We start from the raw sequence: 23,294 nt of genomic DNA on the forward strand, positions 1-23,294 counted from the left end.
TTAGAGCGTTAGCTATTCTGTTCAGGCAATACTCCGCCACTTGCACAAAATGCGGCCCAACCGGATTCATCGAGCGTTGGAATACCAAGCTCCACCGCTTTTTTGGCTTTTGAGCCAGCCTTCTCTCCCAAAACAACCAGATCCGTTTTCTTGGAAACCGAGTCTGAGACTTTAGCGCCCAGCCTTTCGGCCATGGCGCGGGCCTCCTGCCGGGTTAGGGTGGTCAGGCTACCGGTAAACACAACGGTCTTGCCGGTCAGGCTGCCGCCAGCACTTTGCTTTTCTTCCGTAATTGTCAGGAGCTGGTGCAGGTCCTGCAAGGTGGCGCGGTTATGGTCTTCACGCATGAAGGCCACGAGATCATCCGCAATCACGCTGCCGATACCCGTGATGGAGCCAAGCTCCAGCCGTTCATCAGACCCAACAACGGCGGCTTTGCGAAGCTGGTCCACCCAGTTGTCGTAAGTGCCATAGTGGCGGGCCAGCAGACGGGCATTGCTGATTCCTATGCGGCGGATGCCCAACGCAAATATAAACCGCGAGAGGCTGATCGTGCGGCGTGCGTCAATGGCGTGCAGCAGGTTGCTGACGGATTGCTTACCCCAACCCTCCCGTTTGGTGATGTGTTCTGCATGCTGTGCCAGCCTGAAAATATCTGCCGGAGTGCGGATCAGGCCTTCATCGTAAAATTCACGAATGGAGCGGTCGCCCAGTCCTTCAATGTCAAAGGCATTGCGTGACACAAAGTGGATGAGGCGCTCCACAATCTGCGCGGGGCAGGTGAGGCCACCCGTGCAGCGGCGCACGGCCTCGCCTTCATCCCGCACGGCCAAAGCCCCACAGGCCGGGCAGTGGTCCGGGAAATGAAATGGCTCAGACCGGGGTGGCGCATCTGGCGCAGGGGGGAAGACAGCCAGAATTTGCGGAATGACATCTCCCGCACGCTGGATCTGCACTTTGTCGCCTACGCGTATGTCCTTGCGGCAAATTTCGTCTTCATTATGCAGCGTGGCGCGCGCGACCAGCACACCACCGACATTAATTGGCTCCAGATGGGCCACAGGGGTTAGTGCGCCAGTACGACCCACCTGAATTTCAATGGCCTTAAGAGTAGTGATGGCCTGTTCTGCCGGGAATTTCCATGCCACTGCCCAACGGGGCGCACGGCCAGCAAAACCCAAGCGTTCCTGCAAGACGAGATTGTCTATTTTATAGACGACACCATCAATATCATAACTCAGTCCGGCGCGTTCACGCGCGACCTCTTCAAAAAAGGCTTCGGCACTGCTGGCGGCTTCCAGCTTGCGGGACAGAGGGTTAACGGGGAATCCCCACGCTTTAAGCTGCTCCAGGTAATCCCAGTGGCTTGAGGACGGTGGGGCAGAACTAAAGCCCATGGCGTAGGCAAAAAGAGAAAGCGGCCTGCGTGCGGTAACGCGGGCATCCAGTTGGCGTAGGGACCCGGCAGCAGCATTGCGGGGGTTGGCAAAAGGCTTGCGGCCCAGCGCTTCCTGAGACGCGTTGAGTGCCAGAAAATGCTCTTTGGAGAGAAAGACCTCGCCGCGAATTTCAATGATCTCAGGGGCGGAGCCACGCAGGGTCTTGGGAAGGTCCTTAAGGGTTAGCAGGTTGGCTGTAACATCTTCCCCTTCCAGGCTGTCACCGCGTGTTGTGCCCCGTACGAACCGGCCATTTTCATATGTCAGGCTGATGGAAAGGCCATCAATCTTGGGTTCAGCCACAAAAACCAGTTTGCGTGCGTCCTCGTCACTCAGGCCCAGAAAGCGGACGGCGCGTGTGATAAAGCTTTCAAATTCCTCTTGGTCAAACACGTTGTCGAGCGACAGCATGGGGACAAGGTGGCGATGTTTGCCAAAAGCTGTATCGGGTGCAGCACCTACGGCTTTGGCGGCACTTTCTGCCGGTTCGGCGTCCGGGTAGAGGGCCAGTATGGTGTCGTACCGCTTACGCAAGGCGTCATAAACAGCATCGTCTACCTCGGGGGCGTCCTGCGTGTAATAGGCGCTATTGTAGCGGCCTATCAGGTCGGCCAGTCGTGTCAGTTCCGTTTTGGCCTGTGCGGCGTCTAGCTCTTGCGGGGCGGTGTGTTCAGTCATTCTTCTGTCCAAGCAGGCTGGCAGCAGCAGCGCGGGCGGCATCAGTTATGGTGTCTCCGGCCAGCATACGCGCTATTTCTTCCTGTCGTTCCTCTGCGCTCAGGGGCGCGGCGTGGGTTGCTGTATTGCCGTTGCGAACAATTTTGCCAATACGCAGATGAGCATCTGCGCTAGCGGCAACCTGTGGGCTGTGGGTAACCGCCAGAACCTGTACGGACCGCGCCGCCAACCTGTGAAGGCGCTCACCAATGGCAGCGGCAGTAGCGCCGCCCACACCAGCATCAATCTCATCAAACACAATGGTGCCAATGGCGGATTGCTCGGCCAGAACCAGCTTGAGAGCCAGCATCAGGCGGGAGAGTTCACCGCCCGAGGCGACTTTAGCCAATGGGCCGGGGGGCTGGCCGGGGTTGGCGGCAATCAGGAAGGTAAGCTGCTCCATGCCCTGTGCGCTCCACTGTTCTGGTGGCAGGGGGGCAATATCAACAAGGAAACGCGCCCGTTCCAGCTTGATGGGTTTCAGTTCCTTCGTGACGGCCTGTTCCAGCTTGCGTGCGGCTTTTTCTCTGGCTGTGGACAAGCGTGCGCCAGCATCTTCATACGCAGTGCGGGCTTCCTGCACGGCATTTTGCAGGGCCTCCAGATGTGTGGCGCCGCTCTCCAGTGCCGTGAGGCGCGATGAGAGTTGCTCCAGTAGGCCGGGAAGATCATCCACGGTCACATCATGTTTACGGGCTGCGGCCCGCAGGGTGAAAAGTCGTTCCTCTGCGTCTTCCAGCAGGCGGGGGTTAGCCTCAGACTCATCTGCCAGGCGGGAGAGGAGGGTTTCTGCTTCTGCCAGAGCATTTTCGGCACTTTCCAGAGCCGCAAGGGCTTCTGTTGTGCGGGCCTCCAGCGGGTCTGGGCCACTGTCTGGTGAGGTAGGGGCCGGGAGCAGACGTTGCAGGGCGCGACTGGCGCCACGGAGGGCCGCGGCAGGCCCGCTATTGCGTCTGTCACGCGGGTTGAGTTCGGACAACGCTGCGGAAATAGCTTCTCCGCGCCGTTCTGCCTGCTGCAAGGCGTGGCGTTGCTGCGCCAGAAGGTCTTCTTCCCCCGGTTGCGGAGCAAGTGTGGTCAGTTCCGCCACGGTATGACGTAGCCAGTCTTCTTCTCGTGCCGCTTCCTGCAGGGCTTTGCGTGCAGCACTCAGTTCCGCGCTCAGTTTATGCCAGTTGGCGTAAGCGCGCGTTACGGCGGTGAGCAGTGAGGGAGAGACACCGTAAGCATCCAGCAGGCCACGATGCGTGCTGGAGTCTGCAAGGCCCATTTGTTCATGCTGGCCCTGAATTTCCACAAGGGTCACGGCAATGCGGCGCATTAATGTAATACCCACAGCCTGATCATTTATCCAGGCGCGGGATCGGCCTTCTTTGGAGATGATACGCCGCAGCATCAGGGGTTCACCGGGTTCGGTGGCTATGCCCTGTTCCGCAAGGAGTGGGTACGCTGGGTGCGCAAGGGGAACATCAAAACTGGCTGTAACGCGGGCTTCATCTGCGCCGGAGCGGACCAGCCCCGCACTGGCACGCTCGCCGAGTGCCAGCCCCAGACTATCCAGCAGGATGGATTTACCAGCCCCTGTTTCCCCAGTCAGGGCGGTAAAGCCTGTATGGAGGGAAAGGTCGAGTGCCTCAATCAGCACGACATCTCTAATGGAAAGGTTTGTCAGCATGATGGGTCCAGCCTGAAACTCTGGCGAAGGAAATGGGTCACCCTATCGCCCCCGGAGGGGAAAAGGCGTAGGTGTTTATAAAAAAGAAGGTAGAACGGAACAAGAACAAAAAAACCGCAGGCAACAAATAGCTGCACTGCGGTTTAAAAAAGAGAAGAGATATTTCTGGCCGCAAAACGACCAGAAACATTATTTGGACGGCGTGGCAGGCTTCTGACCTGCCGGAGCGGGCGGTACAGCCTGTGTTTGAACCGGCTGTACGGGTGCTGCTTTAATGTCCATAGGCTGATTAAGCGCTGCGGGAGCCGGGCCTGCACCTGCTGCTGTTGGCGGCGGCGCAGCAGCGGACTGCGGCTGAGGTGTGACAGCTTTGCCCGGCAGCGGGAAATTCTTGTTCAGCAGTTTGTAGCGCTTCAGGTTGCTGTAGGCGAAGCGGTACCATTTGCTGCCTGGGTAGTTATACCCCAGCACAATACCGGATTTGCGGGCCTGATCCGTCAAGCCAAGATCAAGATAGACTTCAACCATACGTTCCAGTGCTTCAGGAACATGGTTGGTCGTCTGGAAATCCTGCACAACGCGCTGGTAACGGTTAATGGCGGCTTCATAGTTCCGCTCACGCTGGTAGTAGCGACCAACCAGCATTTCCTTGCCAGCCAGATGGTCACGGCACAGGTCGATTTTCAGCTGGGCATCTCGTGCGTACTTAGACTGCGGGAAGCGGGTAATCACTTCTTCCAGTGCGTCCATGGACTCAACCGTGCCCTGTTGGTCTCGCTGCACGTCAGCAATCTGTTCATAGAAGCAGAGCGCGCGCAGGTAATAGGCATAGGCTGAATCGGCACTGGTCGGGTGCAGACCAATAAAGCGGTTAAGCTGCTGTACGGCCTCCGGGTACTTGCCCTTCAGGTAGTACGCATAGCCTTCCATAAGCTGTGCGTTGGCAATGTAGCCGGAATAGGGGTAATTCTGCTGCAAAACCTCAAATTCTGCGGCTGCCAGCGTATAACGGCGCGTGCGCAGTGCATCAATGCCGTTATTATAAAGCGTTTCTGCCGAAGCAAGCTTTGGGGGTGCCTGCTCCTTGTTGTGACCAAACAGGGCACAGCCCGAGAGGCCCAGAAGCAAACCAGCCGATGCCAGATGGCGAATACGGCAGCGAACGGAAAGGGTATTAATAACGCTCACAGGCATCCCGGTTCTTCAATGTGAAGCAAGCTTTATAACACGCATAGCCGCCAAGAAAAGGGAAGGAAAGGGACTGCGTGCGCTTTCTGGTATCTTGGGTCAGGCTGCTGAGCGTGCGGCCAAGGCTTTTGGCGGGACAAACCGCCATGCAGTGCGGTCAGCAAACAGGGCACGAAGCAATTGATTATTCAGGCCATGGCCTGAGCGGTGACCATAAAACCGAGCCCGAAGAGGAGCGCCAGCCAGATAAAGGTCTCCAACCGCGTCCATCATTTTGTGTCGAATGAATTCGTCAGGTGAGCGGAGGCCAGCAGGGTTGAGAATCTGGTCATCATCAACCACGATAGCGTTTTCAAGCGAGCCACCACGTGCCAGCCCAGCTTTGTGCAGGGCTTCAATTTCCTGACGTAGAGTAAAAGTGCGGCTGCGTGCCAGTTCATGGCGGAAGGTCTGGGGAGTGAGTTCCAGCGCAAAGTCCTGCTTGCCGATGGCTTTGGCAGAAAACTCAATACCCAGAGACAGTTGCAGGTGAGGGATGGGGGCGGGGCGGAGTTCGACAAAGGCCCCGTTCTGTTCAACCCGGACAGGGCGCAGAACTTCCACAAACTGGCGTGGTGCGTCCTGCGTCTTGCGGCCTGCACAATCTATCAGAAAAACGAAGTCCGCTGCAGAACCGTCAAACACCGGAATTTCCGGCCCATCGACCAGAATAAGGGCATTGTCTATGCCGCAACCGTGGAGAGCAGCCATAAGATGTTCGACAGTGGCAATGCGGTTCTGCGGGTTGCTGGCGTCGCCCAGAACCGTGCTCAAGCGCGTATCAACCACAGAGTCGAAACGGGCTGGAAGGGCTGGAGCACTTAAGTCCGTCCGTTGAAAAACAATGCCGTGATGAACAGGTGCAGGCATAAGTGTAAGCTGTATTTGCGCACCGGTATGCAAACCAACGCCCACGCCTGTTATGGATTTCCCGAGCGTGTGCTGGAAAGAAGAAGCCGCCTTTGGCCTCAGCGTGGCTGGAACGGACACCGCTTCCGGTAATGCGGAAAGAGCGAGAGGTTCCATCAGCAAACTGTCCATGGTTCAGGCGGTATCCTGCAAAAATGAGAAACTGTGCAGCATAACGCTAACGGCCGGAGGATGTTCTGGCGAGTCAATGATTATTGCCGTCTGTTACATAAAAAACGCGCTGCCAGAAGGCAGCGCGCAGATGTGCCGTGCTAAAAATATTAGCGGCGCAGGAAGGTTGGAATTTCCAGCCCTGCATCATCAGAGTCAGCCGGACGGATGCTCATGCTGCCATCAGACTGTTGGCCGGAAGAGCGAGCCTGCACAGCAGGTTCGGTCCGTTCGTCTGGAGCCGTGCTGCGGCGGAAAGCGCCGGTTACACGTCCGAACAGAGTGCGTGAGCCTGTCTGGGCGTTTTCTGGCAGGTAGGGGGAGCGCGGTGTTTCAGTGAACAGGCCAGCACGTGGCGATGCAGTGGGCTGTGGTGCTGGCTGCTGTGGCTGGTAAGCGGCAGAATGCGGTTGGCCGGGCGTGCTCTGTGCAGACGGGGGTACAGCATAGCCGCTCTGCTGGGGAGCAGAGGCATAAGCGGGCTGAACCGGCTGCGCAGGGCGAGGCTGTGCAGGCTGCTGCGCCGGGTTTTCAGTACGCTGTACGTGGGGTGCTGTAGCCTGCTGTGCCACGGTGTTTTCTGCGGCTTTAGGCGTTGCCGGTTTTTCAGAACCTGCATCGCTTTCCACAGACATCAGATGCAGACGGTCGCCTTTGGGGGGAGCGTTGGACGTATCAATACCGGTCGCCACAACAGAGACGCGTATCTTACCGTTCATGTTCTCATCAATGATGGAACCCCACTTCATATTGGCGTCAGCCGCAACTTCACGCTGAATGCGTTTTGCAGCTTCTTCAAATTCAAACAGGGTTATGTCTTCACCACCGGTAATATTCACCAGCAAGCCCTGTGCGCCAGACATGGATGAATCTTCAAGCAGCGGGTTTGATATTGCAGCTTCGGCGGCTTCAATGGCGCGGTTTTCGCCTTCAGCTTCCCCGGTACCCATCATGGCTTTGCCCATCTCAGCCATAACGCTGCGGATGTCAGCAAAGTCCAGATTGATGTAGCCAGGGGCCATCATAAGGTCGGTAACCCCGCGTACACCCATATACAGCACATGGTCAGCCAGTTTGTAGGCTTCCCGCAGAGTGGTGCGCTCGCTGGCAACACGGAACAAATTCTGGTTAGGAATGACAATCAGCGTATCAACATACTGCTGAAGTTCTTTGATGCCCTCATTGGCAAGACTGATGCGGCGCTTGCCTTCAAAGTCAAAAGGCTTGCTGACCACACCGACCGTCAGAATACCCCGTTCGCGGGCCAGACGGGCAATGACGGGCGCAGCCCCTGTACCTGTGCCGCCGCCCATGCCTGTGGTGATGAACACCATATGGGACCCATCAAGGTGCCGCGCTAATTCATCCGCTGCTTCTTCTGCTGCTCCGCGCCCTACTTCCGGCTTTGCGCCTGCACCCAGCCCGTGGGTGAGGTGTGGGCCAAGCTGCACGCGCCGGTCAGCGCGGCTTTTTGCCAGGCTTTGTGTGTCGGTGTTGGCAACAACAAACTCGACCCCCTGCAAGTTGGACGCAATCATGTTGTCGACTGCGTTGGTACCGCCGCCGCCAACACCAATCACCGTAATGCGGGGTGAAAAATCAGCGTGGGTCTGGGGTGGGACGGTCAGGTTGAGGGTCATTTAAAGTCTCCCGAAGAGCGGCAGCAGGCTTGCGTTGTTTTTCTTGATGGATACAAAGCAGACTATATTAGCAGTTGAGCAAGTGTATCAAACTTTTTCACGAATAAAAGCAACGAGTTTTTGTAAAAAACCAGAAGGTGGCGCTTCCCTAAACTCTACATCGCCAAAAGGTCGTTCAGCACTGGCCGCCCAGGAGAGCAGGCCTGCGGCGGTTGCAAACCCTGCGGCTGCGGCAGTTTTTTCCGGCAGGCCAATAATATGTTTGGGACGCCCAAGCCGGACCGTGCGTGTAAAGGAGGGGCCATGCCGCCCTTTTGTAGCCGGTGAGCCAAGAATACGCTCTGCCAGAGGGCGCATGCCATCAAGGAGAGAGGCCCCGCCGGTCAGCACAATGCGGCCACTTGCGGCATTACCCAAGCCTGCGCCATCCAGTTTTTCCCGCACCAGTTCAAGCGTTTCCTCCATGCGGGGGCGGATGATACGGCCTAGCTGCGCACGGGAGATCTGCTCAAAATGCGGTACATCGTTACCAAGCAGTTCCACGGTCAGCAGTTCATCTTCAACATCAGAAGAAAGATCAGCGCTGCCATAAACGGTTTTCAGGCGCTCGGCATTTTCAAGCGACGTGCTGAGACCGCGTGCGATATCACGCGTCACATGCAGGCCCCCCACGCCAATCTGTGCAGTATGCAGGATCTGGCCTTCTCCAAAAACCGCCAGAGAGGTTGTGCCACCGCCCATTTCAATCACCGTGGTGCCGAGCTCTCGCTCATCCGCATCCAGCACGGACAGGCCGGAGGCCATGGGGGAGGAGACCAGGGCTTCCAGTTTCAGTTCGGCCCGGCTCAGAACGGTCTGGAGGTTGAGGAGCGCTGTGGAAGCGGCATCAATAATATGCAGGCGGGCCTTCAGGGTTTCGCAGAGATGGCCGCGTGGGTCAGCAACGTTCTCCGTATCATCCACCGTGAAATCAATGGGCAGCGTGTGCACAACATCGCGGCCTTCCACGGTGGCCTGCACGCGGCCTTCCGTTACAACGCGGCGAATATCGGCTTCCGTCACCACGCGACCGCCAACGGGCCAGCGCACATTGAACAGACGGCTGGCCGGATGACCACAGGAGAGGTTCACCACAACCCGATCTATGGTACGCTCGGCCATCATCTCGGCCTGCCCCACGGTGGCACGAATGGCGGCTTCAGCCTTGTGCAGGTCAGTTATGGCGCCGTTCCGAATACCATCGGACCGCCGCCATCCACAGCCGACAACGCGCAGCATACCATTAGGCTCGCCCTTGCCGATCAGACAGGTAATCTTGGTCGACCCGATATCGAGCACCGCCGCATAACCGTTCCGCCATGTGCGCTGACGTTTGTTGGCTTCAGAGGGCGGGAGCGGGAGTGAGCCATCCCCACCACTCATCAGCAAACCCGAAGAGTTGGTGGTCTGGGGTGTTTTTTTTGCGGACCGACCCCCGAGAGAAAAAGTGGGAGAGGCAGAGCGTGTGCGGTCGGTCATTGTGGGCGTCCCGGTATGGGCGGTGAGGGGTGGCTGGGTTTGGTAGGGGCTGCTGCGTCTACGCCCGGTTTGGCCTGTGCGGCTTCTTCCGGGGTGACCTCAGGTGGTTTTTCACGAATGGTCAGGCGGTCTGGCAGGCGCATGTCAATCAGCACAACGGGTCTATCCAGAAGCTGGTCGCTGGCTTGGTAGCGTGCCAACCGGTGAATGGCAGGCACTTCCTCGCCCTCTGGTAAAAGCACGGTGGCACCCGCCTTGAGCGTCAGGTCCCACCGGCGGTTGCTCACCCGCACTGCGGCTGTAACGCGGTTCCGCACCTCTGGCTCTTGGGAGAGGGCATCAATAAGGGCGGATGCTGGCTCGTTCGCACCGTCTCCCACCACAAGGGGGAGTTTGGTGAAGGCTTCTGCATCCTTACCTGTCATGCCCTGATCCGGCACACGGTTACCCTGCCGATCTATCAGAACAAAATGGCCCTGATGCTGCCAAACGGCAAAAGGGGGACGCTCAGTAATATGAACATCAATTTCACCCGACAAATGCCGCTCAACCACCACATGGTCCACAAAAGGCAGGGCATTCAGGCGGTCACGGGCTTCTGCAACACTGAAATTCAGGACCGGGTCCCCAATGGAGACGCCGAGCGCTTTGTGAATGGCGTCATCACTCGTCAGTTGTACGCCATCCACCTTGATAGCCGTGATGCGTAACGGCATTTTGCCGACAATCTGTGCCCATAAGGGGGCCAGCCGTTCCTGTGTGCCGGGTTTTTGCAGGTAAACATAAGCGCCACCTCCCACAGCTGCCAGCACCAGCAGCCCGATGAACGGGCGCAGCAGGCGCTTCTGCCTACGGGCAAAAAGCCCGATGGATGACGGACGGTCTGGTGGGGTTGGGGTGGGTCTCATTCGCGGCAGGTTGCCTGATCAACCAGCCAGCCGCACAAGTCCGGATAGCTGATGCCACAATAGGCAGCCTGTTCTGGCAGCAGAGAGGTTGCTGTCATACCGGGCTGGGTGTTGACCTCAAGCAGAATAAGGCGGGCCGGGCCGGGGCCAGTATCATCCAACCGGAAGTCAGAGCGTGAGGCACCCGAGCAGCCCAGCGCCTGATGCGCCGCAACAGAAATGGCGCAGGCCTGTTCCGCAATCTCCGGGTCAATCTGGGCTGGCAGAACATGGGCAGACCCGCCTGCCGTGTATTTGGCGGCGTAGTCATAAAAATCATGCCCAGCGCCGGGCGTGGGCGTGATGTCTGTGACCGTCAGGGCGCGGTCTCCCATAACGCCAACAGTTATTTCGCGGCCCGGTATAAACTCCTCAACCAGCGCGTGTGGCCCATAATGCCAGTTCTCAACAATGCTGTGACGGGCGTTAGAGCCTTCACGCACAATGGATACGCCAACGGAAGAGCCCTCGCTAAGAGGTTTTACCACGTAAGGCATAGGCAGAGGGTCGGCTTTGGTCAGGTCTTCTATGCGAATAACCTTGCCCTCTGCTACCGGCAGCTTGGCGGCAAGGAAAACGGCGCGAGCCGCAGCTTTATCCATAGCGGTAGCGGAGGCCCGTACGCCGGAGTGCGTGTAAGGCAGGCCCATCCAGTCCAGAATGCCCTGAATACACCCGTCTTCCCCAAACTGACCGTGTAATGCGTTAAACACAACGTCCGGTTTCTGCTCTTTAAGCTGCGCCACAAGCACACCAAGGTCTGCCCCGGCGTCCAGAGCGGTCACGGTGTGGCCGAGGGAGCTAAGGGCTTCCACCACATTCCTGCCAGAAGAAAGACTGACCTCCCGCTCGGATGAAATGCCACCCATCAGGACAGTAACCCGTTTGCCGGTGCTCATGCGCTTACTCCGGTTTTGCCAATCCGCTTTATTTCCCAGTGCAACGTGACGCCGGAATGCTGGGCTACGCGCTTACGCACGTCTTCTCCCAAGGCTTCCAGATCAGCAGCTGTTGCCGTGCCGGTGTTAATGAGGAAGTTGCAGTGTTTTTCACTCACCTGTGCGCCGCCTAGGGTCAGGCCACGGCATCCTGCATCATCAATCAACTGCCAGGCCTTGCGTTGTGAGTCCTCGGGAGCAGGATTGCGGAAGGTGGAGCCGCCTGTTCTGGCCCGGACCGGCTGGGATTGCTCACGCGCGGCACGGACCTCGGCAATGCGGGCGGCCACATCGGAAGGCTGAGCCGGTGTGCCGCGCAGGCGTGCGCGTGTTACCAAGGCCCCTTCCGGCAGATTGGAGCGGCGATAGCCAAATTTCAGGGCGCTGGAGTCCAGTGTCATAATGCTGCCATCACGGGTCACAATTTCGGCCCAGTCCAGCACGGCAGCCATGTCGGACCCATAAGCTCCGGCATTCATGCGCACCGCCCCGCCAATGGAGCCGGGAATACCAGCCAGAAATTCCAGCCCTGCCAAACCGGCCTGCGCAGCATGTTCTGCTACCGTGGCATCAAGGCAGGCGGCGCCTACAACCAAACCATCGGCTTCCACTACAACATCAGCAAAACCACGCGCCAAGCGCACAACAATACCGTCTATGCCGCCGTCACGGACAATCACGTTGGAGCAGGCACCCAGTGCCATGACGGGCAGTTCTGGTGACAGTTTCTGCATGACCTCAGCAAGGTCCTGCGTATCTGCTGGCTGGAACAACCATTCCGCCGCCCCGCCAACACGGAACCATGTGCGCGGGCCAAGTGGTGCGTTGGCAGTTACACGCCCCCGTGTGCCAGCAAAGGCCTTTTCAACCAGAGCGCTCAGGTCTGGTGCTGTCATGCTGCGTGTCCGCCTTTGTTCTGGGCCTGCAGGGCAGCAAGCTGTTCCGGCAGGGCCTGCGCCCAATTGGTAATGGTGCCAGCCCCAAGGCACACAACATAATCACCCGGTTTGGCAATGGCATTCACCATTTCTGCCAGGTGGTCAGGGCTGGAGAGCGGCACAACGGACCGGTGGCCACGTTCACGCAGGCCCTCAATCAGCTTGTCACGGCTGATACCCTCAATGGGGTCTTCGCCCGCAGCATAAACATCAGACACAATGACCGTGTCTGCATCGTTCATGCAGGTGCAGAAGTCGTTAAACAGCATTTGCAGGCGGGAATAGCGGTGGGGCTGCATAACGGCAATGACGTTTCTGGCACCGGCCTGCCGGGCAGCTTTAAGCACAGCAGCAATTTCGACCGGGTGGTGGCCGTAATCGTCAATAACAGTAATGCCCCCGGTCTCACCCGTGCGGGTAAAGCGGCGTTTGACACCCCGGAAGGCTGCCAGCCCCGAGCGGATTACATCATCACTGATATCCATCTCCGTTGCCACGGCAATGGCGGCAAGCGCGTTCTGTACGTTGTGAGAACCCAGCATAGGCAGGCGGAACGGCCCAGCCTTACGGGTGCGGCGGGTGACGCGGTCTGTCAGCGTGACTTCAAACGTTGCCCCCATTTTATCCGTAATCAGCTTTTCTGCCCGTACATCCGCCTGCGGGGAGAACCCATAGGTAACAATGCGGTGGTCAGACAGGCGCGGGATCATCTGCTGCACGGCAGGGTGATCAATACACAGCACGGCAAAGCCATAGAACGGCACGTTGGAGACAAACTGATCATAGGCTGCTTCCATAGCCTCGGCAGTGCCCCAGTGGTCCAGATGTTCCGGGTCCATGTTGGTCACAACTGAGATGACCGCTGGCAGGCGCAGGAACGAGCCATCGCTCTCATCTGCCTCGGCAACCATCCAGTCCCCTTTGCCCATGCGCGTATTGGTGCCGTAGGCCTCAATAATACCGCCATTAATTACGGTCGGGTCGAGTTGTGCGGCTTCCAGCACAGCAGCAACAAGGCTGGTGGTTGTGGTTTTGCCATGTGTGCCGCCAATGGCTACGGACCAGCGCAGGCGCATAAGCTCGGCCAGCATTTCTGCGCGGCGTACAACCGGAATCAGGCGGCTGCGGGCGGCAACAACTTCCGGGTTGTTACGGCTGACAGCGGTGGAGATAACCACCACCTGTGCGTTGCCAAGGTTTTCTGCATCGTGACCGATAAAGATAGGAATACCAGCGGCCCGTAGGCGTTTGACGTTCGCGTTTTCAGCAATATCGGACCCCTGTACGGAATAGCCCAGCATGCACAGCACCTCAGCAATGCCAGACATGCCAATGCCCCCAATGCCCACAAAGTGAATGGTGCCAATGGAAAGGGGCAGGGCTCTCATGTTCTGGACTCCGTGTGGCTGGCTTGAGGTGTTGGGGCGGCGGGCGAGGGGGAAAGATGCAAACATTCTTCTACACAGTCGGCCAGACGGGTGGCGGCGTCAGGTTTGGCAAGGGCAGCGGCTGCTGCCGCAGCACGGGCCAGCTCGTCTGGCGAGGTGAACAGCTCTGTCAGGCGGCTGGCCAGAGCTGTAGGGGTAAAGTCGGGCTGGCGTATCATCCAGCCTGCACCGGCAGTGGTGATGGCGCGGGCGTTTTCGGTCTGCTCATCACTCGCGGCAATGGGAAGCGGCACCATGATGGACGGACGGCCAGCAGCGGTTAGCTCTGCCACGGAAGACCCTCCAGCACGGCCAATGACCAGATGGGCGGTGCGGAGCAGATCCGGCACATCGTTCAGGAATGGTTCAATACGGGCCTGAATGCCCATTTTGGCATAAGCGGCCCGTACTTCATCCAGATCTGCCTTGCGGGCCTGCTGCGTTACCCGAAGCCGGGTGCGTATGGCTTCCGGCAGGCGGCCCAAAGCGTCTGGCACAACCTGAGCAAACACCGTAGCCCCGAGAGACCCGCCCCATACCAACAGAGAAATGGTCTCAGCCGGAGGGGTGAAGCCTTCTCCGGCCAGAGCGGCAATGGGGGGGCGTACAGGCATACCGGTGAAAACGGTTTTGGCCCCGATCGGCAGCTTGGCAACCGATGCGTAGGACGTGGCAATAACATTGGCAAAGCGTGACAGCACAGCGTTGGCCTTGCCCAGTACAGCATTGCCTTCATGAATAATCAGGACCGGATGGTTCTGGCCCAGAAGCCGCGCACCCAGCAGGGGCGGAACAGACGGGTAGCCACCAAAACCAATGACCGCATCTGGCTTGAGTGTTGCCAGAATGGACCTGGCTTTCCAGGCACTTGCAAGCAGGGTAAGCCCAGCCTTAAGTGCACGCACCGGGCCACGCCCCGCAACACCTGCCCCGCGCAGTACATATTGCGGGCCGTTGGCAAATACGCCTTCTGTACGTGTGCCTGCGCGCTCATCGGTCATGAGAACGAGTGTGTGGCCGCGGGCAGCCAGTGCCTCAGCCAGAGCTTGTGCCGGAAAAAAATGTCCGCCCGTGCCGCCAGCGGCAATCACAATGGTCCGTGGGTTGCTCATGCTGCACGCCTTTTTGTGATGGTGGTCATGAAGCCGTTTCCAATCTGAGTGCGGCCGCCAGGCTGGTTGCGGGTAAGCGCCAGCACCATGCCAACCGCCAGAGCGACAGACATGGCGGAAGAGCCACCGTAAGAGATGAATGGCAGCGTCATGCCCTTGGTTGGAATAAGATGCAAGGTGGAAGCCATGTTCACAAAAGCCTGCAACCCGAAGCCAGTCACCAGCCCGGTGACGGAAATGACTACGAACGGATCATCCTCCCGGATCAGGCGCAGCAGGGTCCGCACCACAATAACCCCGAACACGGCGATGATGAGCATACAGACAATCATGCCGTATTCTTCACCCGCCACGGCAAAAACAAAGTCTGCGTGAGCATCTGGCAGCAGGTCTTTTACGCGGCCTTCGCCGGGGCCACGGCCTGTCAGGCCGCCATTACCAAAGGCACGCAAAGCGGTGTCAATCTGGTAATGGTCACCCACGCCGGGGTGCATGAACCGCTCAACGCGGGAGCGCACATGGGGGAACAGGAAGAAAGCAGAAACGCCCGCCCCGATCATGAGCGCGACGCCCACACCCACCAGCATAAGGCTGAGGCCGTCCACAAAAAGCTGCGTCATGAACACGGTGGTAATAACGGTGAGCATCCCAATGTCCGGCTGGGACTTCAGGAGCATTAAAATAACGCCAAACAGGGCCAGCGCCAGCAGCATGCCGGGGAAGTAACGGGACACTTTGCGCTGGGTCAGCAGCCAACCAGTGACAACGGCAAAGCAGGGTTTAAGGAACTCAGATGGCTGAAGAGACATAAGCGGCAATGCAATCCAGCGCCGTGCACCTTTAATTTCAATGCCATGCACAAGCGTAAGAGCCGTTGCCCCCAGCATGAGCACACCGCCAATCTGGGCCATGCGCAGCACAGCTTTGCGGGACATCATGGAAACTACTGTGACGATACCGCCCGCAATGGTCAGGAACATGACCTGTTTGAAAATGAACATGTTGCGGGAGGCGCCAATGCGCACAGCCACCGCAGGACTGGCCGCAAGCATAAGGATATAGCCAAACCCGATGAGGATGAACGCGCAGATAAGCGTGGTGCGGTCAACATTGCGCCACCAGCGCCCGAATACGGAATCATTACTTCGGGAATAAGCAGACATCAGCCGTTCTTTCCTGTCTGGGCGGCGTGTGGGTCTGCAAGGTCTGCGGCCAGCGCCTGAAAACGCTGCCCGCGAGCTTCAAACCCTGTAAACTGGTCAAAACTGGCGCAGGCGGGGGAGAGCAACACGACTGGCGTTGCGCTGGCTACAGCCTGGGCAAAGGCTGCGGGCACGGCGCGATCCAAAGTTTCCACAATAGTGTACGGCACACTGTGGGCGCTTAATGTTTCAGCCAGTTGCGGTGCATCCCGCCCTATCAGGAAGCTATGCTCAATGCGGGGGAAATAGGGCACCAGAGAGGCAATTCCACCTTCTTTGGCCATACCGCCAGCAATCCAGATAACTTTTTCGTAGCACCCAAGAGCGCGGGATGCTGCGTCGGCATTGGTGGCTTTGCTGTCATCCACAAAGGCAACGCCATTCTGTGTGGCAACAATTTTCTGCCTGTGTGGCAAGCCGGGGAAAGAGGCCAGACCCGATGCTATGGCTGCGGCCGGAACACCAAGAAACTCCGCCATGGCAAAAGCCGCGCCTGCATTTTGTGCGTTGTGGCTGCCGGGCAGGGCGGGGCCAATATCTGCCAGCTTCTGTCCGTGACGCCATAGGCTGCCATCCTGACCATACAGGTCTGCCGGTGGGTGTGTTGGCGCTCCGGCAATGGTTATGCAAGGGGTAACGGTGGTGCGGAGTGTGGAGGCAATGGCGCGGCAAAAATCGTCTTCCACACCAATCACAGCAAGGTCATCTGCCGTTTGGTGGGCAAATACCCGCAATTTGGCTTTGGCATAGCCCGCCATGCCAGCGTGCCGGTCGAGGTGATCTGGGGTCAGGTTAAGCAGGCATGCGGCCGTAAAATGCAGTGTGTCCAACCGCTCCAGCATGTAGGACGACATTTCCAGCACATATACGCCATTATCCGGCAGGAGCGGCAGAGCCAGCGCTGCGGGGCCAAGATTGCCCCCGGCAGCAACCGGCAGTCCGGCTTGCGCCAGAATATGGGCCAGCAGTGTGGTTGTGGTGCTTTTACCGTTTGTGCCGGTAATGCCCGCAAAACGGGCTTTGCTACCTGCGCGGCGTACAGCCTGAAACAGGAGTTCAGCATCAGACAGAACTGGCACACCAGCGTGTTGTGCCAACAATGCCACTGGGTGAGGCTTGGGTAAAACGTGCGGAATACCGGGTGAGAGGATCAGCCCGTCAAACCCGGTTAAGGTGTTGAAAGGGGCACAGTTGATACGGCGCTGAACCGCAGCAGGCAGGGCAGCCACCTGCTGGGCCAGAGTCGCCCGGGCAGCCTCTCCATCGTCCCACGCCTGTACGGTGGCACCCATCTGCGCCAGTGCCAGAACAGCAGGCAAGCCGTTGCGGCCAAGGCCCAGAACGGCATAACGTTGGCCGGCAAAAAGCGTGGGAGGAAAGGTGGTCATCGTAGTTTCAGTGTGGCGAGACCACACAGCCCCAGAATAACGGAGACAATCCAGAAGCGGATGACGATCTTGGGTTCGGCCCAGCCTTTTTTCTCAAAATGATGGTGGATGGGGGCCATGAGAAATACCCGCCGTCCTGTGCGTTTGTACCAGAAGACCTGAATAACAACGGACAGGGTTTCCACCACAAACAGGCCACCGACAATGCACAGCACCAGCTCGTGCTTGATGGCCACGGCAAGAGACCCAAGGGCACCCCCCAGAGAGAGGGAGCCTGTATCCCCCATGAACACACTGGCGGGAGGGGCATTGAACCAGAGAAAACCGAGGCCAGCCCCCACAAGAGCTGCACAGAAAACCGCAAGTTCCCCCGTGCCCGGTACGGCATGCACCTGAAGGTAGTCAGCAAAGACATGGTTGCCCACAATGTAGGACAGAATACCAAACACCATGGCGGCAATGACCACAGGCACAATGGCCAGACCGTCCAGCCCATCCGTAAAGTTCACGGCATTCCCGAACCCTGTGATGGTGACCATGGCAAAGATGGGGAAAGCATAACCCAAAGGCAGCAGCAGGTCTTTGACAAACGGGAAAGCAACCTGATTGGCTAGTTCTGGCGGTGTAATGTGCTGCAACCACCAGCCGCAGGCCAGAGACGCCGCAAATTCACACCCCAGACGGGCACGCTTTGACACACCATCCGTGTTGCGGCGGGAGAGCTTGAGGTAGTCATCTGCAAAGCCCACGCCGCCAAAGGCCAGCGTGGTCAGCAACACGGCCCAGACAAACCCGTTTTGCAGGTCTCCCCAGAGCAGCACGGACACAACAAGTGCCACCAGAATAAGCACACCACCCATGGTCGGGGTGCCGGTTTTTTCCAGCAGGTGCCGTTCTGGCCCCAAAGCGCGGATAGGCTGTCCGCCCCGCTGAATACGGCGCAGCAGCGCAATCAGGGGTTTGCCCAGCAGTAGTGCGATAACCAGCGCGGTTAAACAGGCACACCCTGCGCGGAACGTGATGTAACGCAGCAGGTTGAACAGCGGCATGTGTGTGTCATGCAGGTCGTAATTGGAGAGCAGGTACAGCATGGGTCAGGCAGGCTCCGCAGCAGTCAGGCCGTTCAGAGCCTCGATAATGATACGCATGCGGCTTCCCAGACTGCCCTTGACCAACACCGCATCTCCACGCCGCAACGCGGAGCAGACTAGAGGGGAGAGGGCGGCAGAGGTTTCTGCCCACGCACCCTGTCTGGCGGGGGGGAGGGCATCAAAAAGGGATTTCATATGGGGTCCGCAGCAAAAAACAAGGTCAGCACAGGCGGCAGCGGCAGGGGCCAGCGCCGTATGTTCGGAAACTGAGAATGCACCTAGCTCCCGAATATCACCCAATACGGCAATATGGCGGGTGGCTGGCACAAGGCGCAGCACATCCAGCGTAGCGCGGATGGAGGCTGCTGAGGCATTATAGCTCTCATCAAGCAAAGTGATGGTGCCATCTGCAATGGATGTCAGCGCACCCCGGCCCTTGCCGGGCTGGAATGTGCGTAACGCAGCGGCAGCGCGGGCAAGGTCTCCACCAATGGCAGCAACAGCCGCCAGCACAGTCACCGCGTTGCGGGCCAGATGCGCACCGGGTGCTGTCAGGTTGACGGGTACAGCAGTCTGCCCAATATGGACTGTGAACTGTGAGCCATCCGGCCCCATATGCAAATTGTCCAGCCGCGCGGTACTGTCTGCTTTGGTGCCACTATGCCAGAGCACGGCCTGCGCCTGCTGTGCAGCGGCAGTAAAAAAGCGCTGGCCTTCTGCATCATCCGGCACAATGGCAATGCCGCCTGCGGGCAAGGCGGTGATGAGCGTTGCTTTTTCCTGAGCAATAGCATCCAGACTGCCCATATGCCCCAGATGAGCAGACGCTATGGTGCTGATAAGGGCTACATCAGGCTTGACCATGTTCGCCAAAGGCAGGATTTCACCGGGGTGGTTCATGCCAATTTCGCTAACACAGAAAGCAGCGTCCTGCGGCAAGCGCGCTAGTGTGAGCGGCACACCCCAATGATTGTTGTAGGAGGCTTCAGCTGCGTGGGTTGGGCCAAGGGCACCCAAGGCAACGCGCAGCATCTCTTTGGTCGTGGTTTTGCCCACACTGCCGGTAACGGCAACCACCTTTCCACCAAAGCGGGCGCGAGCCGCATTGGCCAGAGCGTCAAGGCCAGCCAAGGTGTCTTTCACAACCAGCAGGCGGGGGTCCGTATTGCCGGTTGTGTCATGCACCAGCACAGCAGCAGCCCCTTTTTCCAGTGCAAGGCCAATATGGGCATGGCCATCACTGTTATCGCCCTTCAGGGCAATAAACAGGTCACCGGGAATAAGGGTGCGGGTATCTATGGAAATGCCGGTAACAGTTGGCGTGCATGCCCCCTGAAACTGGCCCCCGGTTGCGGCCTCCAGTTCTGCACGGGTCCAGAGGGCGCTCATGCCACACCTGCCAGATCACGCAGAACAGCCGCATCATCAAACGGGTGAACCTCTGTACCGATAATCTGGCCGAGTTCATGTCCTTTGCCCGCGACCACCAGAACATCCTGCGGGCCAAGCATGGCCAGACTTTCGGCAATGGCGGTCCGGCGGTCACCAATTTCCAGCGCATCCGGTGCGCCTGCCCGAACATCCGCCCGAATAGATGCGGCATTTTCCGTGCGGGGGTTATCATCAGTAATAATCACACAGTCCGCACCTTGCGCGGCGGCTTGTGCCATAAGCGGGCGTTTTCCGGTGTCACGGTCGCCGCCCGCACCAAACACCACAACCAGACGGCCCGCTGCATGAGGGCGGAGGGACGCCAGCAGGCGGATCAGGGCATCAGGGGTATGGGCATAATCTACGTACGCGCTTGCGCCGTTGGGGAGCACAACAGCCCGTTCCATCCGGCCTCTGACCCCTTGCAAAAGCGGCAGCAAGGCAAGGATATCCGGGAGGGCAGCGTCATGTTCGGTCGCAAGGGCTGCGGCAAGCAGGGCGTTATCCACCTGATAGCGACCGGGGAGCGCGAGTGTTATGACGTGCTGTGTCCCGCCCACATCCAGTGTGAGTTCTTGCCCGGCAGGCAGAGGCCGGTGGTGAAGGAGGCGAATATACGCGCCGCTTTCGCCAACCGTTCTGAGAGTGAAACCTCGTTTTTGGGCAAGGTTGTGCAGCACACGGAGGGTTTCAGCGTCCATATCTGCGTTGGCGGCGGCTATTTTTCCTGCTGGTAGCAGGTCTGCAAACAGGCGGCACTTAGCCTCACGGTAGGCATCGAGCGTGCCGTGATAATCCAGATGGTCGCGCGTCAGGTTGGTAAAACCGGCGGCAGAAAAATGGAGTCCGTCCAGCCGGTGTTGCGCCAGCCCGTGGGATGAGGCCTCAAGTGCGACATGCTGCACACCGGCCTTGGCCAGCCCTGCCAAGCCATTGGCAAGAGCCACCGGGTCAGGTGTGGTCAGGGCAGGAAGTGTAATGGCGGGCAGGTCAACGCCTGTCAGGCCTAGTGTGCCGACAGCAGCAGCTTTCTGGCCCTGTAGTGACCAGAGTTGCCGCAAGAAATCAGCCGTGCTGGTTTTACCATTGGTACCGGTAATTGCGACCAGACGCTCAGGCTGAGGCCCGGCCAGACAGGCGGCCATCAGGGCCAGTGTGTGACGGGGTTCATCACTGGTGACAAGAGGGCAGGCTGGTACCCCCACGGGCCATTGCGTGCCGGTAGGTGCCAGTATGGCCGCCGCCCCATGGGCAACCGCGTTGGCGATGAACTGGCGTCCGTCGTTACGAGTGCCGGGCAGGGCTGCAAACAGTGTGCCGGGCGCAACGGCCCGACTATCAGCCGTAATGGCGGAAATGGCAGGGTCTGTGCCCGCACTGGCGGCGGAGGCAGGCGCAGTTACACCAGCGGCATGGCATAATGAGGAAAGAAGAAGGCTCATTCGTCCATGACCTCTTTTGCGTGTTTTTTCATATCAGCCAGCATTTTTTTCTCGGCGTCTTTTTGTGCCTTGCGGGCTGCCTCGGCTTTGCGCGGGTCACCGGGGTCATTTCCTGGGCCAAGTGGCCTTACGCCACGGGGCACTGCCGGATGCATGGGCAGCGCCAGACTGGCGTCAATCTGCTGTGCATGGGCTACATCGGGAAAAATCTGCAACATGGGGCCAATGCGCGAGATCACTTTGGACACTGTGGGGGCGGCGTTCCACCCTGCCGTTGTCCAGCCGTGGGTCTGGGGAGTGGCTTTCGGGCTATCCAGCATGACATAGACGGCGTAGCGCGGCGCGTTCATGGGGAATACGCTGGTAAAAGCCGAGATATTGACATGTTTGAGGTAGCCGCCATGCGGACCAATTTTTTCAGCCGTGCCGGTTTTGCCCCCGACAAAATAACCGGGAGATTCAGCAGTTTTCCCGGTGCCGGCCGTCACGTCCAACCGCAGCAGCCGGCGCAGCAGGTCTGATACTTTTTCAGACATAACGCGGGTGCCTTGCGGGGTGGGTAAAGGCTCCTCTCCATTCAGGTCAGGGAGCGGTTTAGTGGCCGGGAGCGCATCAGCCTGCGCAGCAGCCTGCTCGAATGCTGTTTTTTGAACGTCCTGCTCAAGGTTTTCTGCGCCAGCCGGGCCGGTGTTGCCTGCAATGGCAGACGCAGCATCTTCCCGCTCAAGCAGAGTGGGTTTGATCAGGATGCCACCGTTCACAGTTGCGGCTGTGCCGCGCACAATAGCCAGCGGAGGCTCTGCAACACCGTGTCCAAAGCCGACAGTCATGGTTGTGGCAATGCTCCACTGGTGCGGGACCAGCGGGCGTGCGGCTTCAGGGAGTTCAACAGGAACAGGGGCAAAGAAGCCCATATTCTTGAGCCATTCAGCCTGTTTTTTTGCACCCACATCCAGCGCGATATGGGCCGCGGCAGGGTTGGAAGAGTGCGCCATAACTTCTGGCAGGGACAACCATTCGCTAAAATGGTCGCTTTTCATATCAGAGATCTTGAACCGGCCCACATGAATCGGCACGGATGAAAAGCGGTCCCAGATGTTGATGGTACCAGTGGCCAGACCCATGGCTGCGGTTTGCAGCTTAAAGGTTGAGCCGGGTTCGTACAGCCCCGTGACAGCACGGTTAAACCGGGAGTCATTGGTTGCGTGGGCAAATTCGTTCGCATCATAGTCAGGCAGGCTGACCATGGCGATAATTTCACCCGTCCGCACATCCATCACAATGGCGCAGGCCCCAATGGCCTGAAAGGTGCTCATGGCAGTTGCCAACTCGTCCCGCACAACTGATTGCACGCGCACGTCCAAAGACAAGCGGAGCGGCCTGCGGTCAGACATTAGACGTTTGTCAAAATACCGCTCAACACCTGCTACGCCGTGGTCATCAATATCCACGGTACCCATGATCTGAGCGGCCATGTGACCTAATGGATAATGGCGGCGTTCCCCGGGTTCAAAATACACGCCGGGAATACCAAGATTGTTGATGGCCAGTTCCTGCTGGGGCGTAATGTTACGCGCCACATACACAAACTGTTTGGGCAGAGAGAGGCGGCGGGCCGTTTCGGCCTCGTCCAGATCTTTCAGAACGCCCTTCAGTTTTTGAGCAACCTCTTTGGGGTCAATCAATTCCTGCGGGTTGGCATAAACCTGAGCTACCGGCAGAGACAGGGCAAGCGTCTGGCCGTTACGGTCCACAATAGATGCACGATGCACCTGCGGCAGGGAGAAATCTCCCGCCAGGCTGGCTTTCGGGTCAATTTTGGGAATTTGTGGAACCTGCGGCGCAATCTGCCGCTTTTCCGGTTCCATCGGGTTAAAGACCGTCGCGACGGAAAGTTTGACGGCTACAACACCAAACAGGGCACAGAACCCTGCTGCAACGGCCAGAAGCCTGACATGCATTGTATCCCGATGGGCCCGAGCCCGAAGATCATCCCCCGTAACGCGTACCGTGCGCCCCGGCGGAAGGAGAGGGTCATGATCTTGCGGCGGTAGGGCCATTGCGGGGAGTGAACACTTTCAA

The 23,294-nt window shown here is 58.5% G+C and carries 17 protein-coding genes; all 17 read right to left on the reverse strand.

Translation table 11 applies throughout. From position 1 onward, the window contains the following. Nucleotides 1-8: 8 nt before the first annotated feature. Entirely contained in the window at nt 9-2,117 is a 2,109-nt protein-coding gene (gene ligA / locus Abci_RS04725) for an NAD-dependent DNA ligase LigA (protein ID WP_048838004.1), read from the reverse strand. Further along, complete coding sequence (gene recN / locus Abci_RS04730; protein ID WP_048838005.1) at nt 2,110-3,831, reverse strand: DNA repair protein RecN; 1,722 nt, start codon at nt 3,829-3,831, stop codon at nt 2,110-2,112. Before recN ends, ligA begins: the two co-directional genes overlap by 8 nt. A gap of 189 nt (nt 3,832-4,020) precedes the next feature. Continuing rightward, a complete protein-coding gene (locus Abci_RS04735; protein ID WP_048838006.1) occupies nt 4,021-5,025 on the reverse strand; it encodes an outer membrane protein assembly factor BamD in 1,005 nt (334 codons plus the stop codon). A 93-nt stretch (nt 5,026-5,118) separates the two neighbouring features. Continuing rightward, nucleotides 5,119-6,099 carry a UDP-3-O-acyl-N-acetylglucosamine deacetylase gene (gene lpxC, locus Abci_RS04740; RefSeq protein ID WP_048838007.1) on the reverse strand — a complete coding sequence of 327 codons (981 nt, stop codon included), beginning with the start codon at nt 6,097-6,099 and terminating at the stop codon, nt 5,119-5,121. Nucleotides 6,100-6,248: 149 nt separating this feature from the next. Further along, entirely contained in the window at nt 6,249-7,778 is a 1,530-nt protein-coding gene (gene ftsZ / locus Abci_RS04745; protein ID WP_048838008.1) for a cell division protein FtsZ, read from the reverse strand. 87 nt (nt 7,779-7,865) lie between these two features. After that, entirely contained in the window at nt 7,866-9,296 is a 1,431-nt protein-coding gene (ftsA, locus tag Abci_RS04750; RefSeq protein ID WP_048838009.1) for a cell division protein FtsA, read from the reverse strand. Further along, the gene (locus tag Abci_RS04755) at nt 9,293-10,204 is read right to left on the reverse strand and encodes a cell division protein FtsQ/DivIB (RefSeq protein WP_048838010.1); all 912 of its coding nucleotides are present in this window, start codon (nt 10,202-10,204) and stop codon (nt 9,293-9,295) included. The genes ftsA and Abci_RS04755 overlap by 4 nt, the downstream gene beginning before the upstream one ends. Further along, nucleotides 10,201-11,142, reverse strand: a complete 942-nt coding sequence (locus Abci_RS04760; protein ID WP_048838011.1) for a D-alanine--D-alanine ligase — start codon at nt 11,140-11,142, stop codon at nt 10,201-10,203. The genes Abci_RS04755 and Abci_RS04760 overlap by 4 nt, the downstream gene beginning before the upstream one ends. Next, nucleotides 11,139-12,077 (reverse strand): UDP-N-acetylmuramate dehydrogenase, encoded by a 939-nt coding sequence (murB, locus tag Abci_RS04765; RefSeq protein ID WP_048838012.1) that lies wholly within the window; start codon nt 12,075-12,077, stop codon nt 11,139-11,141. Before murB ends, Abci_RS04760 begins: the two co-directional genes overlap by 4 nt. Then, nucleotides 12,074-13,507, reverse strand: a complete 1,434-nt coding sequence (gene murC, locus Abci_RS04770) for a UDP-N-acetylmuramate--L-alanine ligase (protein WP_048838013.1) — start codon at nt 13,505-13,507, stop codon at nt 12,074-12,076. The genes murB and murC overlap by 4 nt, the downstream gene beginning before the upstream one ends. Then, on the reverse strand, nt 13,504-14,658 hold the full coding sequence (murG, locus tag Abci_RS04775) for an undecaprenyldiphospho-muramoylpentapeptide beta-N-acetylglucosaminyltransferase (RefSeq protein WP_048838014.1): 1,155 nt from the start codon (nt 14,656-14,658) through the stop codon (nt 13,504-13,506). The genes murC and murG overlap by 4 nt, the downstream gene beginning before the upstream one ends. After that, entirely contained in the window at nt 14,655-15,821 is a 1,167-nt protein-coding gene (locus Abci_RS04780) for an FtsW/RodA/SpoVE family cell cycle protein (protein WP_048838015.1), read from the reverse strand. Before Abci_RS04780 ends, murG begins: the two co-directional genes overlap by 4 nt. Then, nucleotides 15,821-17,248: a UDP-N-acetylmuramoyl-L-alanine--D-glutamate ligase gene (murD, locus tag Abci_RS04785; RefSeq protein WP_048838016.1), complete on the reverse strand. Its 1,428-nt coding sequence runs from the start codon at nt 17,246-17,248 to the stop codon at nt 15,821-15,823. The genes Abci_RS04780 and murD overlap by 1 nt, the downstream gene beginning before the upstream one ends. Continuing rightward, the gene (gene mraY, locus Abci_RS04790; protein WP_048838017.1) at nt 17,245-18,339 is read right to left on the reverse strand and encodes a phospho-N-acetylmuramoyl-pentapeptide-transferase; all 1,095 of its coding nucleotides are present in this window, start codon (nt 18,337-18,339) and stop codon (nt 17,245-17,247) included. The genes murD and mraY overlap by 4 nt, the downstream gene beginning before the upstream one ends. Before the next feature lie 3 nt (nt 18,340-18,342). After that, nucleotides 18,343-19,728, reverse strand: a complete 1,386-nt coding sequence (locus tag Abci_RS04795; RefSeq protein ID WP_048838018.1) for a UDP-N-acetylmuramoyl-tripeptide--D-alanyl-D-alanine ligase — start codon at nt 19,726-19,728, stop codon at nt 18,343-18,345. Beyond that, nucleotides 19,725-21,212, reverse strand: a complete 1,488-nt coding sequence (locus Abci_RS04800; RefSeq protein WP_048838019.1) for a UDP-N-acetylmuramoyl-L-alanyl-D-glutamate--2,6-diaminopimelate ligase — start codon at nt 21,210-21,212, stop codon at nt 19,725-19,727. Before Abci_RS04800 ends, Abci_RS04795 begins: the two co-directional genes overlap by 4 nt. Then, on the reverse strand, nt 21,209-23,272 hold the full coding sequence (locus Abci_RS04805; protein WP_048838020.1) for a peptidoglycan D,D-transpeptidase FtsI family protein: 2,064 nt from the start codon (nt 23,270-23,272) through the stop codon (nt 21,209-21,211). Before Abci_RS04805 ends, Abci_RS04800 begins: the two co-directional genes overlap by 4 nt. Between the last annotated feature and the right edge of the window lie 22 nt (nt 23,273-23,294).

The sequence above is a fragment of the Acetobacter cibinongensis genome (assembly GCF_000963925.1).
GTDB classification, from domain to species: Bacteria; Pseudomonadota; Alphaproteobacteria; order Acetobacterales; family Acetobacteraceae; genus Acetobacter; species Acetobacter cibinongensis.